We start from the raw sequence: 13,117 nt of genomic DNA on the forward strand, positions 1-13,117 counted from the left end.
CGCCCCGCGTGTGGGGCCGTTCGCGGGCGGCGCGGGGGGGGTGGGGCGGTGGGGGTTCGGCCACAATGCACACCCGGCGCCCCCCCCCCCCCCGGGCCTCCCGGGGGCCGCGAACCCGCGGCACCAGCCGCCATCTACTCAGCCCAGGATTCGATGATCGTGCGGGCGATCGAGATGGATCCGGGTACCAGCAGGCGGGCGTCGGTCGCACGGGCCGACCAGTCGCCGAGTCGCAGGGCCGCGCGGACTTCGTCGCGGGTGAACCAGTGCGCCTCGGCGATCTCGCCGTCGGAGAACACCAGTTCCTGGGCGGGGTCGCCGACGGCGGCGAATCCGACCATGAGCGAGCGCGGGAACGGCCACGGCTGACTGCCGAGGTATTCGATCTCGCGCAAGTCGACGCCGACTTCTTCGCGCACCTCGCGTTCCACGCAGTGCTCGAGCGACTCGCCGGCTTCGACGAAGCCCGCCAGCAGCGAGAACATGGTCGCGGGCCAGGTGTGCTGGCGGGCCAGCAGGACCCGGTCGGCACCGTCGTGGACCAGGCAGATCACGGCGGGGTCGATGCGCGGGAACTCTTCCTCGCCGGTCTCGGTGAGCCGCGACCAGCCGCCGCGCGCCGCGACGGTGGTGGTCCCGTCGCCGCCGTGGAATCCGGCACGGTCGTGCCAGTTCAACAGGGCGTAGGCGGTGGCCAGCAGGTCGGCGGTGAAATCGTCGACGCTGCCCAGCGCCCGCAGATCCTTCAGGGTGCCGTCGAGCTCGGGCTCCCGCACCGCCCACAGGTGCGCGCCCTCGGCGACCCCGAGGAACACCGCGCCGGCGCCCGGCTCCGCGGCCACCGTGAGCGCCGCGTCGAGCACCACCCCGGAGCCCTCGACCCGCACCTTCCCGCGCGCGTCGACACGCAACACCCTCGCCTTGCCCCACCCCTCGCGCAACGCGTCCGGGTCGAGCCGGACGTGCTCGGCCCGATCGATGGTGGAACGCGACAGCAGCGGAACGTCTTTCAGCCGGAACGACACACTGTCGAGCCTAACCGCTGCGGCTATTTACCGGTGTGCCGGATGTAGAGCAACTTGTCGCCGGTCTCGAGCGCGTCGACCTGGGCGTCGCCCACCCGGATCAGCTCGCCGCCACGCACCACACCCAGCACGATGTCGCTCAGGTGCCGCGGCGAACCACCGACCTCCTGCGGCTCCACCTCGCGTTCGGCCACGGCGAAACCCTGCTCGGGCGTGAGCAGGTCCTCCATCATCTCCACCACGGTCGGCGTGGTGGTCGAGATGCCGAGCAGCCTGCCCGCGGTCTCCGAGGACACAACCACCGAATCGGCGCCCGACTGCCGCACCAGATGGGTGTTCTCCGCCTCGCGGATCGCGACCGAGATCTTGGCGGTCTTGTTCAGTTCGCGCGCGGTGAGCGTCACCAGCACGGCGGTGTCGTCGCGGTTGGTGGCCACCACCACCGCCGACGCGCGCTGCACGCCGGTCAGCCGCAGCACATCGGACTTGGTCGCCGACCCGTGCACGGTGACCAGCCCGACCCCGGCTGCGGCCTCCAACGCGACCGCGTCGGTGTCGACGACGACGATGTCGGACAACTGGACCCCGTCGGCGACCATCGCGTCGATCGCGGTGCGTCCCTTGGTGCCGTAACCGACGACGACGGTGTGGTTGCGCACGGTGTGCCTCCATCGCTGAATCTTGAACGCCTGCCGCGACCGTTCGGTGAGCACGCTGAGAGTGGTGCCGACCAGCACGATCAGGAACAGGATGCGCAGGGGGGTGATGACGATCGTGTTCACCAGGCGCGCCGACGGGGTGACCGGGGCGATATCGCCGTAACCGGTGGTCGACAGCGAGACGGTGGCGTAGTACATGGCGTCGAGGAACGACAGCTCGTCGCCGCTGTTGTCGTGATAGCCGTCGCGGCCGACATACACCACGGTCGCCGCGGTGAACAGCAACAGGACGGCGAACAGGACGCGGCGGGTCAGCGAGATCCAGGGACTGCTCTGGGTGGCGGGAATCCGCAGCAGCCCCACCAGCGCGTAGTCGGGACTGCTGCCCAACCCGACCGGGGTGCGCGTGTCACCGAACATCCAGCGCTCCTGTGTTTTTTGGCGGCTGGTGCCGCGGGGTTCTCGGCCCTGGGGGCCTCGATTCTTCCCTCCTCCGCTCAGTCGCTTCGCTCCTTCGCTCCGTCAGTCCAGAATCGAGGCGGCCGAGAACCCGGAAGAGGCCGACCAGTTCACGACCGGTCTGCGTCGCAAGCGTATCGGTTCATGGTCCTTCGCGACGATCGGTGTCGATCTTTTCCGGCGCGGCGTCGTGGATCAGGCGGGCCAGCTCCGCCGGGCCCGCCAGGTTCGCCGGGGCGATGGTTCGGCCGGTGCGCACGTAATGGAAGGCGGCGCCGACGCGTTCGAGCATCGTCGCCTCGGTCTCGCCGGTGCGCGCGGCCATGAGGCGGGCCCAGGCGAGGCGGTAGACGGCGAGCTGGACGGCGACGGCGGGTTCGTCGGCAGGGCCGGGTTCGGCGCCGGTCTTCCAGTCGACCACGATCCAGCGGCCGCCGGATTCGGCGAACACGGCGTCCATCCGGCCGCGGATGACGGTCCCGGCGATGCTGGTCTCGAAGGGGACCTCGACGTCGACGGGGTTCCGGTGTGCCCAGGGTGAGCGCCGGAAGGCGGCCTGCATGGCGGCCAATTCCTGGTCGGCGCGCCCGAGTTCGGCGGCACCGTCGGCGGCGCCGGGCAGTTCGCCGGAGCCCAGCAGCTGGTCGGTGCCGAACCACTGCTGCACCCAGGCGTGGAAGGCGGTGCCGCGCCGGGCCATCGGGTTCGGCGGGTACGGCAGGGGGCGGCGCAGGCGCGCGGCGAGACGGGTGGGGTCGGCGCGCAACTCGACCAGCGCCGTGGCGGGGAGCTGGCCGGGCAGTTCCACCTGCTGGTCGGCGAGTTCGGCGGCGGTGAATTCCGCCAGCAGCGCGTCGACGTCGGTGGCCCAGCCGTCCGGGTCGTCGGCGTCCTCGGGCGCGGGCTCGGCGGGTGTGTCCCGCAGCCGGTCGAGGGCGGTGCGGACCAGGGCGGCGCCCTGCTCGACGGGGTCGCGGCGACTGCCGAGGGGATCGCGCGGCCACTGGGCGGTCGGCGGGTTGTCGGCGAAGGGGTTGACCGCGTCGGGGGCGGGTGGGTCGTCCCAGCGGGCGACGGTGGCCGCGCCGAAGGCCGGGCTGCCGGGGTCCTCGACGGCCTGCTTCAGTTCGAGCAGGAATTCCGACGGGCCGCGCGGGGAGCTGCCGGTCTCGGGCCAGTGATAGGCCGAAACCAGCAGGACCCGTTCGGTTCTGGTGAGCGCGACATAGAACAGGCGGCGTTCCTCGTCGAGCCTGCGGGCCTTGAGCGCGGATTTGTGGGCGACGATGGCACGCTCGAGTTCGGCGCGATCGGCGAGCCCGGTGAGGTCGAGAACGGGCACGCCCTCGGCGGCGTCGGGCTGGGCGCGGTCGCCGCGCAGGGTGGTCGGTAGTTCGGCGAGCGTGCCCAGCCAGGTGCTCAGGGCGGTGCTCGACGGGAACACCGAGCTGCTCACGTGCGGGACGGCGACGACCTCCCATTCCAGACCTTTGGCCGCGTGCACGGTGAGGATCTGCACCCGATCGCGCGCGACCTCCACTTCGCCCGGCTCCAAACCGTTCTCGACGGATTCGGCGGCGGTGAAGAAGGCGAGCAGCCCGCTCAGCGAGGCCCTGGTGTCGGCCGCGTAGCCCGCCACCACATCGGCGAAGGCGTCGAGGTGCTCGCGGCCCGCGCCGCCACCGGCGATGGCCCGCCGGGTCTGGGTCTCGACACCGACACCGATGGTGCGTTCGACATCGGCGACCAGCTCGACCAGCGGCTGACCGCTGCGTTCGCGCAGGGCCGCGAGTTCTTCGCTCAGTGCGAGAATGCGCGTGTATCCGGCGGCGGAATACTGGTCCGGCGCACCGGGATCGGCGATCGCGTCGGCGAGACCGGCCTGTTCGGTGGGTTCCGGCGCGACCTCGCGCAGGGCCGACGCGAGGCCCGCGGCATCGGTGATGGCGGTGGCGGTGTCACCGGACAGGCTGCCGATCGAGAGCATGCGCGCCCTGCGCGCCAGCGCCGCCAGGTCCGCCACGCCGATCCGCCAGCGCGCACCGGTCAGGATCCGCACCGCCGCGCTGCCCGTCCCCGGTTCGGCGATCAACCGCAGGGTGGCGACGATATCGGCGACCTCCGGCGTGGCCAGCAGCCCACCGAGCCCGACGATCTCCACCGGTAATCCCTGCTCGCGCAACGCTTCCGCGAGCGGCGCGGCATCGGCATTGCGCCGGATCAGCACCGCCGAGGTGGGCGGCTCGGCCTCGGCCTCCCGCGCCAGCGCCCACTCGCGCGCGATCCGGGCCGCGACCCAGTCCCGTTCCTGCGCGATCGTTTCGGTGACGGCGAACTCGACCGTGCCCGCCTCCGCCGCGGGCTTGGCCCGCAACGCGTCCACCGTGGCTCCCCCGGCCGCGCGCGCCCGCACCCGCAGCGGATCGGCCACCAGATTCGCCAGTGCCAGCGCCTCGGGCGGATTGCGCCAGCTCGTCAGCAGCGGCAGCACCGGTGCCGGAACATCCGGTGCGACAGGAAAATCGGTCGCGAATCGCGGCAGGTTGGCCGCCGAGGCGCCGCGCCAGCCGTAGATGGACTGCATCGGGTCACCCACGGCGGTCACCGCCAGTGACCGTCCGTACACCTGGGCGCCCGGACCGTGGTCGTCCGCCGGACGCGCAGTGGCACCGGCCCCCGAGGGATCACGCCTGGCGGCACCGCCGCTGGGGTGTCCGTCGCGGCCGTCCTCGTCCCGATCGTCGGAGGCACCGCCACCGGCTGTCCGCGGTGAGCCCGGCTCGTCCATCGACCAGAGAGTGTCGTTCTCCGGCGGCGGAGTGGGAGCGGCGGCGCGGCGGCGGGTGGGCGGCGCGGTGTGGTGGGGCTGAGCGGCGTCGGCGTCGCCGAACAGGGCCGAGAGCAGCACGCGCTGGGCGTGCCCGGTGTCCTGGTATTCGTCGAGCAGGACCAGCCGGAAGCGGGCGCGTTCGGCGGCGGCGACCTCGGGATGGTCGACGGCCAGGCGCGCGGCCAGCGACATCTGGGAACCGAAATCCAGGGCGCCGCGACGGTTGAGGGCCTCGTCCAGCTGGCCGACGAGCGGGAGCAGCGCCACGCGTTCGCGCTGGGCGGTGACGATGTCCTGGAGTTCCTTCTTCGGCCCACCGCGCTGGCGCGGGCCCGGTGGCAGCGTGAAGACCAGCTTCTCGAGTTCGGCGTGCGCCTCGGCGAGCTGTTGGGGTTCCACCAGGTGCTCGGCGAGCTGACCGGCCAGCGCCAGCACCGCCTCGGTCACCGAGACCGGCGTGCGGTCGGTGTCGAGATCGCCGTCCCAGGAGCGCACCACCTCGTGCGCGAGCTGCCAGAGCTGGGTCTGGGTGAGCAGTGCGGCCGAGGGCTCCACCGGCAGCAGCAGCCCGTGCGCGGTGAGCAGCCTGCCCGCGTAGGAGTGATAGGTGCTGATCTCGGGTTCGGCCCCGGCGATCACCGTGCGCAGCGCACCGCTCGGGTCGATCTCGCGCAGCAGCGGCGCGCCCGCCAGCCGGGCCAGCCGGGTGCGGATGCGGGCGGTCAGCTGCTGGGCGGCCTTGCGGGTGAAGGTGAGCCCGAGCACCTCGTCGGGGGCGACGAGCTGGTTGGCCACCATCCACACCACGCGCGCGGCCATGGTCTCGGTCTTGCCCGCGCCCGCCCCGGCCACCACCAGCGTCGGGCCGGGCGGTGCCGCGATGACGGCCGCCTGCTCGTCGGTGGGCGGGGGCAGACCGAGCGCGTCGGCCAGCCGCTGCGGGGTGACGCGCACGCCGCTCACTCGTCGGTCACCTGCCGTCCGGTGTCCTGCACCGGGCAGCTGCCCGCGACCGGACAGTGCCTGCACCCGTCGTTGCGCACCGCCAGATACTCCGGCCCTCGGGTCGCGTCGGCGGCGTCGTGAATCGTGGTGCGCCACTTGTCCAGACCCTCGCTGTCGAGGGCGGTCTGTTCGCGTTCGGTGGCCCCGGTCCTGGTGTTGCGCTTGGCGACATAGACCAGCCGGGCGCCGCCGGGCTCGCCCGCGGCGGCGTCCTCGTCCTCGTCCAGCGCGCCCTCAGCGGCGGCGACCTGATAGGTGGCCAGCTGCGCGTGCTCGGCCACGTCCTTGGCGCTGACCGGCGTCTTGCCGGTCTTCACGTCGACGATCACGAAGCGCCCCTGCGCGTCCCGCTCCAGCCGGTCGATGCGTCCACGGATGCGCACCGCGCGTTCGCCCTCGGCGCGCGCGGGCAGCACGCAGTCCACCGGTACCTCCACGCCGGCCTGGGTGAGTTCGCCGCGCGTGCTCCGCACCCAGGCGAGGAAGGTCTCCAGCATGGCCTCGGTGCGGCGCAGCTCCTGGCGGGAATGCCAGCCGGTGGCCGGGTCGACGGCCTTCCACGCCTGATCCAGCGCGGCGCGGACCTGCGCCTCCGGCACGTCACCGGCCAGCGCCTGCACCAGGGTGTGCACGAGATTGCCCTTGAGGGCGTGCGGGTTGTCGCCGTCGGTACCGCCGTGACGTTCCAGTGCCCAGCGCAGCGGGCAGGTGCGCAGCAGTTCCACCGTGGACGGCGACAGGCCGATGGGGGAATCGTCGTCGTCCCAGAGTTCGCGCCGGGAGCTGAGTTCGGCGGTGCCGTACCAGTCGTCGGGATCGGTGCCGGGCACCCCCGCGTCGGCGAGGCGGGCCAGTTGGTGGGCCGCGCGGGCGCGACGGTCCGGATCGGCGCCGGGATCGCAGACCACGCCGCGTAATTCGGCGACCAGCGCGTGCATCACCAGGGCGCGGCCGGGATCGGCGACCGGCAGTGCGCCGGGTTCGCCGGTGTCGTCGTCGCCGAGCAGTTCGGTGAGGAAGCGCGAGGGCACCAGATCCTGGTCGCCCGCCGCCGATTCGACCGCGGTCACCAGCAGGGAGCGGCGGGCGCGGCTGCACGCCACCAGCAGCAGGCGCCGTTCCTCGGCGAGGATCGGCGCGGCCCGGCTGGTGGTGGCGCCCGGGTCCACCCCGGCGACCAGGTCGACGAGGTCCTCGGTGTGCAGCAGGGTGCCGCGCGCGCGGGGGTTGGGCCAGATGCCTTCCTGCACCGCGGCCACCGCCACCACGTCCCACTCGCGGCCCGCCGCCGCGTGCGCGCTGAGCAGCGACACGGCCTCGCCCTCGGCGGCGAGCGGCCTGCCCTGCTGCGGAATCTGCTGGTGCAGCAGGTATTCGACGAATCCCTCGATGCTCGCGCGCGGCAGCCGGTCGACGTAACCCGCTGCCGCGTCGAACAATTCGACGGCCGCGTCGAGATCACGGTCGGCCTGCATACCGGCAGCGCCGCCGCGCCGCGACTGGCGGAACCAGCGCCGTTCCAGCCGTGAACTCGTCCACAGGGTCCACAGCACGTCTTCGAGTCCCTGTCCCCTCGACCGGGTTTCCTCCGCCTTGCGCACCGCGCGCAGGACCCGCTGCAAGGGAGCGGCCTCCACCTCGGTGAGCCGGTCGAGCAGACGTTCCTCGCCGATCCCGACGATCAGGTCGCGCAGGATCTCCGCCGAGGACTGGTCGATGAGCGGCACCGCCGGTGGCTCCGGTTCGGGCCGGGGTGGGCCCGCGACCGGCGGCGGTGCGGTGGGCGGGGTTTCGGTGTCGAGGAGATCGATGTCGTCGGGGAGGTCCTCGGCGCTGTCCCAGGCGGGTTCGGGATCGGGGCGCAGCGGGTCGTCCGGGTCGGGTTCGGGCGGGAGCCAGTCGTCGTCCAGCGGGTCGGGATCGGGCAGTTCCGGTGGGGGCGGGGGTGTTTCGTCCCACAGCAGGAACTGTTCGGTGTCGTCGGCGTCGGGATCGGTGGTGGTGAGCCCGGCGCGTTCGAGGTCGAGCACGCCGCGGCGCACCCCGCGACGCAACCGGCGCAGCGCGATCTGGTCGGCGCCGCCGAGCGGGCCCGACAGCAGGTCCATGGCGTCCTCGGGCGAGAACATCGCGTCGATCGCGCGACGCGAACCGGGCCGCGACGGGTCACCGGCCAGCAGCACCCGCAGCGCCAGCACCATCCACGCCGCACCGCGTCGCCGGGCCAGTGGTTCGGCCACCGCGGGCCTGCGCACCGGCACCCCCGCCGCCAGCAGCGCCCGCCGCAACGGCGCCAGCGACAACGGCACCGACCGCACGATCACCGCCATCTCCGACCACGGCACCCCGTCGGTCAGATGCGCGCGCCGCAGATGATCGGCGATCAGCGCCGCCTCCTTCGCCGCGGTCCCCAGCACCCGCACCCGCACACTCGCCTCGGGCGCCATGGACGGGGCGAGGTCGTCCGCATCGTCCTCGCCGAACAGACCGATCGGAAGTTCACCCGAATCCGGCTCGGTGACAGCGGGTTCGGCCGTATCGGGTGTCTCGGTCCGCTGACCCGGCAGCACCCGGTGACGCGCGCTGCCCGGCAGCCGGGCGGCGATGCGGGCGGTGGTCAGGCGGATCGGGTCGCCGCTGCGGTGGTTGTGGCGCAGGACGATCCGGCGTTGCGGGGTGGTCGCGAGGTCGGTGAGGAAGGCCGGGTCGGCGCCGCGGAAGGTGAACACGCTCTGGTCGGGGTCGCCGGTGACGACGGTGCTCGCCGGGCCGGTGCCGATCGCGCGCACCAGCTGGGCGGCCTGCGGGTCCAGGTGCTGGGCGTCGTCGACGAGCAGGTAGCGGATGCGGTCGCGTTCGGCGGCGAGCAGATTGCGGTCCCCGGCGAGCGCGTCGAGGGCGGCGCCGACGAGTTCGGCGGCGTCCAGGGCAGGCGCGGTGGCCTCCGGCGCGGTGACGCCGACCGACCAGCGCAGCATGGAGGCCTGTTCGTAGCGCTCGAAGAACCGGCCCGCGGCGATCCAGGCGTCGTTGTCGTGCTCGCGGCCCAGGTCCATCAGGTCCTCGGGGCCGAGGCCGCGTTCGGTGGCCCGGAGCATGAGGTCGCGCAGTTGTTCGGCGAAGCCGCCCAGGGTGAGCGCGGGCTGTAGCCGCGGCGGCCACAGCCCGGTGGCGCCCGCTTCGATGTCGGCGAGGTCGCCGCGCAGCATCTCGCGCAGCACCGCGTCCTGTTCGGCGCCGGTGAGCAGACGCGGCGGCGGATTGCCGTGCAGGTCGGCGTGGCGGCGCAGCACCGAGAAGGCATAGGAGTGCAGGGTGCGCACCATCGGTTCGCGGCTGGCGCCGGGGATGCCGCCCGCGTGCGGACCGAGCTGGGTGGTGATCGCGTCGCGCAGGGCCGCGGCCGCGTGCTTGGTGTGGGTGAGCACCAGCACCGATTCGGCGTCGGCGCCCGCGCGGACGCGGGCGGTGACCAGGTCGACCAGCAGCGCCGTCTTGCCGGTGCCCGGACCGCCGAGCACCTGCCAGGGCGACCACCCGGGTCGGGCGGGGGCGGGCTGGGCCTGTTCGTCGAACAGCGCGCGGACAGCGGCGCCCCAGGCCCGCGGCCGGGGCGCCCGTGTCGTTCGGCGCACAAGTCGCACCGAGCTATCCGATCGCACCACATCGGCTATTGCAACAGACCCCTCCGACACGCCACCGCCACCCCACGCGGGGGACACGCTGCGCCCCGGTGCGCGACCGGCCAGAATGGCAGTCGTGTCCTCGCTTCATGTGCACCGGTTCGGCCCCGCCGACGGTCCCGTCGTCCTCGCCCTGCACGGTCTGACCGGGCACGGCAACCGCTGGGAGAACCTCGCCACCGAGCATCTGCCGCAGGCTCGTGTGCTCGCCCCCGACCTGCGCGGACACGGCCGTTCCACCTCGCTGCCGCCATGGGATTTCGAGACGATCGTCGACGATCTGGCCGAGCTGCTGCGCGCCGAGACCACCGAGCCCGTGGTGGTCGTCGGGCACTCCTTCGGCGGCGCGGCGGGCATCCGGCTGGCCCGGCAGCACCCCGAGCTGGTGCGCGCGCTCGTGCTGCTCGACCCGGCGCAGGGCATCGACGCGAAGCTGATCGAGCAGATCGCCGCCGCCAACCTCGCCTCCCCCGACTACACCGATGTCGCCGAGGCCCGCTCCGACAAACACGTCAGCGCCTGGGGCCCCGAGGAGGTCGACCCGGCGATCCTGGAACGCGAACTGGCCGAGCACCTGGTGCCCACGACCGGCGGCCGGGTGGGCTGGCGGATGTTCCAGCCCGCCATCACCTCCTACTGGGGGCAGCTCGCGCGCCCGGCCGTCCTCCCGCCCGCCGATCTGCCGACCGTGCTGGTGCGCGCGGCCAAGGTGAGTCCGCCGTATGTGAGCGCCGAGTTCCGCACGGCGCTGGCCACGCACCTGGGTGCGGAGCTCACCGCCTACGACTGGGACTGCGACCACATGGTCGCCCAGGCCCGCCCCGCCGAGACCGCCGCCCTCATCGCCGCGGTGCTCTGACGCGATGGCCGCCACCACCGAGGAGCAGGTCGAACGCGTCCGTGCGTTGGTCGCCGCGATCCCGCCCGGCCGGGTCGCCACCTACGGCGACATCGCCGCCGCCGCGGGCCTGTCCTCGGCGCGCACCGTCGGCTGGATCATGCGCACCGACTCCGCCGACCTCCCCTGGCACCGCGTCCTCGGCGCCTCCGGCCGCCCCGCCGCCCACCTGGCCACCCGCCAGCTGCGCCTCCTCGCCGAAGAGGGCGTCCCCATCACCGACGGCCGTGTCGATCTGCGTACGGCCCGGCTGTGAGCCCCCACTCAACCTGACGACGGCCGTCGCAGCAGCCCGGAACTCCGCGCCGCGATACCCGCAGCCTGAATCAACCAGGCCACAACCGTCGCGGACCGAGGCGGTGGCGGGCGTCGCCGCGCGGGGTGGGGTGCGCGGCGGGGTATCGGGGCCGGACGCGATTAGCATCGAAGACGTGCTGATCCTGCGATTCCGTCTCCGCCGATGACCGCCGCCGAGGCGATCGTGCTCGCCGGTGGGCGGGCCAGCCGGATGGGCGGGGTGGACAAGCCCGCCATCGTGGTGGGCGGGCGCTCGATGCTGGCGGTGGCGCTGGACGCGGTGGGCAAGTGCGGCGCGGTCGTCGTGGTCGGGCCGCATCGCCCGGAGCTGGCGAGCACCATCGCCCAGGTGCGCGAAGCTCCGCCCGGGTCGGGGCCGGTGGCCGCGATCGCGAGCGGGCTGGCCGCACTGCCGCGCGAGGGCGCGCCGTGGGTCGTGGTCCTCGCCGCCGACATGCCCTTCCTCACCGCCGACACCGTCGACGAATTGTTGCGCCACGCCGCCGGATCGAGCGCCGACGCCGTCTTCGCCATCGACGCCGCGGGCCGCCCGCAATACCTGGTCGGCGTGTGGCGCCGCAGCGCCCTGGCCGCCGCCGTGGCGGCGCTCGATTCCCCGGTGAACCAGCCGATGAAGGCCATCGTCCCCACCGACCCCCTGCTGGTCGATCTCCCCGACACCGGCGACTGCGACACCGAGGACGAGGTCCGCCGCGCCCGCGCCCGCCTGGCCGCCGAACGCGCGACCACCCGCCTCGATCTCACCGAGGCCAGAGCCGTGCTCGCGGCCGAGTCGACCCCGCTGGTCGCCTACGAGGCCGCCCTCGGCGAGGTCCCCGGCGCCACCTTGGCGGCCCCGCTGATCGCGGCGGGCGCGCTGCCCCGCTTCGACGTGTCGGCGATGGACGGCTACGCCGTCGCCGGGGACGGCCCGTGGGTCCTGCGCCGCGACATCGGCTTCGCCGGCGGGGCCCGCCCGGCCGGACTGGGCGCGGGTGAGGCGGTGCGCATCGCCACCGGCGCGCACGTCCCCGACGGCACCACCTCGGTACTGCGCGACGAATTCGCCATGATCACCGGCGATCACCTCGCCCGCCGCCCCGATACCCCCGTCCGCGGCGACATCCGCCGGCGCGGCGAGGACCAGCTACCGGGCGACGTGGTCGCCCCCGCGGGCACCCGGGTCAGCGCGGCCCTGCGCTCGGCGGCCGCCTCGGTGGAGGTCACCACCGCCGAGGTCCGCGGCCCGGTGCGGGCGCGCATCGTGATGACCGGTGACGAGATCCGCGCGACCGGCCCCCTGCAGTCCGGGCAGACCCGTGACTCGATCGGCCCGGTCCTGCCCGACCTGCTCGCCGGACTCGGCGTGCGCGTACTCGACCGCGTGCACCTGCGCGACACCGAACACGGCTTCGACGAGATGCTCACCGCCACCGAGGGTTTCGATCTGCTGGTGGTGGTCGGCGCGACCGGTGGCGGCGCCGCCGACCAGCTGCGCACCGCGCTCGCCCGCGCCGACGCCCACGTCCTCGTGCCGAGACTCGCACTGCGCCCTGGTGGTTCGACGATCGTCACCGAACTTCCCACGGGACCAACGGTTCTCGGCCTGCCAGGCAACCCGTTCGCCGCGGTCGCCGTGTTGCTCGCGCTGACGCCCGCGATCGTGGCCGGGCGCACCGGGGCACCGCTGCCGCGCACCGTCGTCGGCCCGCTGCACAATGCCGCGGCCATCGCGGGCCCGGTCCAGCGCATCACTCCCGCCCGCTACGCCCCGGAGGGCGGCTGGCTCGGCGAGGCGAATGTGCGCACCGCGCATCTGGCCGGGCTGATCGACTACGACGGCCTGGTGCTCGTCGGACCCGACGCCGCCGACGGCGACCGCGTCGAATTCCTCCCGCTCCCCTGCTGAGCAACCGTGGACACGCCGCTTTCGCGCAGGTAGAGACCCTATTTTGCCGTCAGCTGTTCCCCTGCACCGTATCGATGCCTATCGTGGATCCAGTCAGGCGTAGCCCGCCCTGCACCACGAAGACGGACCGCGTCGGACGTGCATTAGGCGAATTACTCATCCCTCGGAAAGGACCGTGTGGAGAATGGCTGACAAGTCGAAGAAGACGCCTAAGAAGATGCCCAAGCAGATGCCGCGCCAGCAGCAGCAACAGCGGCAGGAGCAGGGCGAGAACATGCAGGGCGGCACGCGAGCCGGCCAGGACGAACGGCGTGAACCGCGCCGCCCCGGCCATCTCTGATATCCGTGTGTC

At 73.3% G+C, this 13,117-nt stretch carries 8 protein-coding genes; 4 read left to right on the forward strand and 4 right to left on the reverse strand.

The annotated features are described in order from the left end of the window. Positions 1-134: 134 nt before the first annotated feature. The 4 genes from nudC to ACFC06_RS11040 all read right to left on the reverse strand — a co-directional run bounded on the left by nudC (position 135) and on the right by ACFC06_RS11040 (position 9,613). Entirely contained in the window at positions 135-1,025 is an 891-nt protein-coding gene (gene nudC / locus ACFC06_RS11025) for an NAD(+) diphosphatase (protein ID WP_375929594.1), read from the reverse strand. A gap of 23 nt (positions 1,026-1,048) precedes the next feature. Then, a complete protein-coding gene (locus ACFC06_RS11030) occupies positions 1,049-2,104 on the reverse strand; it encodes a potassium channel family protein (RefSeq protein ID WP_375929595.1) in 1,056 nt (351 codons plus the stop codon). A 181-nt stretch (positions 2,105-2,285) separates the two neighbouring features. Further along, complete coding sequence (locus tag ACFC06_RS11035) at positions 2,286-5,936, reverse strand: ATP-dependent helicase (RefSeq protein WP_375929596.1); 3,651 nt, start codon at positions 5,934-5,936, stop codon at positions 2,286-2,288. Next, positions 5,933-9,613 (reverse strand): ATP-dependent helicase, encoded by a 3,681-nt coding sequence (locus ACFC06_RS11040; RefSeq protein WP_375929597.1) that lies wholly within the window; start codon positions 9,611-9,613, stop codon positions 5,933-5,935. The genes ACFC06_RS11035 and ACFC06_RS11040 overlap by 4 nt, the downstream gene beginning before the upstream one ends. 115 nt (positions 9,614-9,728) lie before the next feature. Between ACFC06_RS11040 and ACFC06_RS11045 the strand changes: the two genes are divergently transcribed. From ACFC06_RS11045 to ACFC06_RS11060, 4 genes are all read left to right on the forward strand, one after another. Continuing rightward, positions 9,729-10,520 (forward strand): alpha/beta fold hydrolase, encoded by a 792-nt coding sequence (locus ACFC06_RS11045; protein ID WP_375929598.1) that lies wholly within the window; start codon positions 9,729-9,731, stop codon positions 10,518-10,520. 4 nt (positions 10,521-10,524) lie between these two features. Beyond that, positions 10,525-10,815, forward strand: a complete 291-nt coding sequence (locus ACFC06_RS11050) for an MGMT family protein (protein WP_278263453.1) — start codon at positions 10,525-10,527, stop codon at positions 10,813-10,815. A 204-nt stretch (positions 10,816-11,019) separates the two neighbouring features. Continuing rightward, a complete protein-coding gene (locus ACFC06_RS11055) occupies positions 11,020-12,765 on the forward strand; it encodes an NTP transferase domain-containing protein (RefSeq protein ID WP_375929599.1) in 1,746 nt (581 codons plus the stop codon). Between the two features lie 184 nt (positions 12,766-12,949). Further along, entirely contained in the window at positions 12,950-13,105 is a 156-nt protein-coding gene (locus ACFC06_RS11060) for a hypothetical protein (protein ID WP_375929600.1), read from the forward strand. The last annotated feature ends 12 nt before the right edge of the window (positions 13,106-13,117 follow it).

The sequence above is a fragment of the Nocardia sp. NPDC056064 genome (assembly GCF_042266925.1).
Taxonomy (GTDB): Bacteria; Actinomycetota; Actinomycetes; order Mycobacteriales; family Mycobacteriaceae; genus Nocardia.

What these genes read in the sequence shown, in the direction of transcription:
- ACFC06_RS11030 (WP_375929595.1), bottom strand. Translation starts at nt 2,104, where the DNA reads ATGTTCGGTGACACGCGCACCCCGGTCGGGTTGGGCAGCAGTCCCGAC.
- ACFC06_RS11045 (WP_375929598.1), top strand. Translation starts at nt 9,729, where the DNA reads ATGGCAGTCGTGTCCTCGCTTCATGTGCACCGGTTCGGCCCCGCCGAC.
- ACFC06_RS11050 (WP_278263453.1), top strand. Translation starts at nt 10,525, where the DNA reads ATGGCCGCCACCACCGAGGAGCAGGTCGAACGCGTCCGTGCGTTGGTC.
- ACFC06_RS11055 (WP_375929599.1), top strand. Translation starts at nt 11,020, where the DNA reads ATGACCGCCGCCGAGGCGATCGTGCTCGCCGGTGGGCGGGCCAGCCGG.
- ACFC06_RS11060 (WP_375929600.1), top strand. Translation starts at nt 12,950, where the DNA reads ATGGCTGACAAGTCGAAGAAGACGCCTAAGAAGATGCCCAAGCAGATG.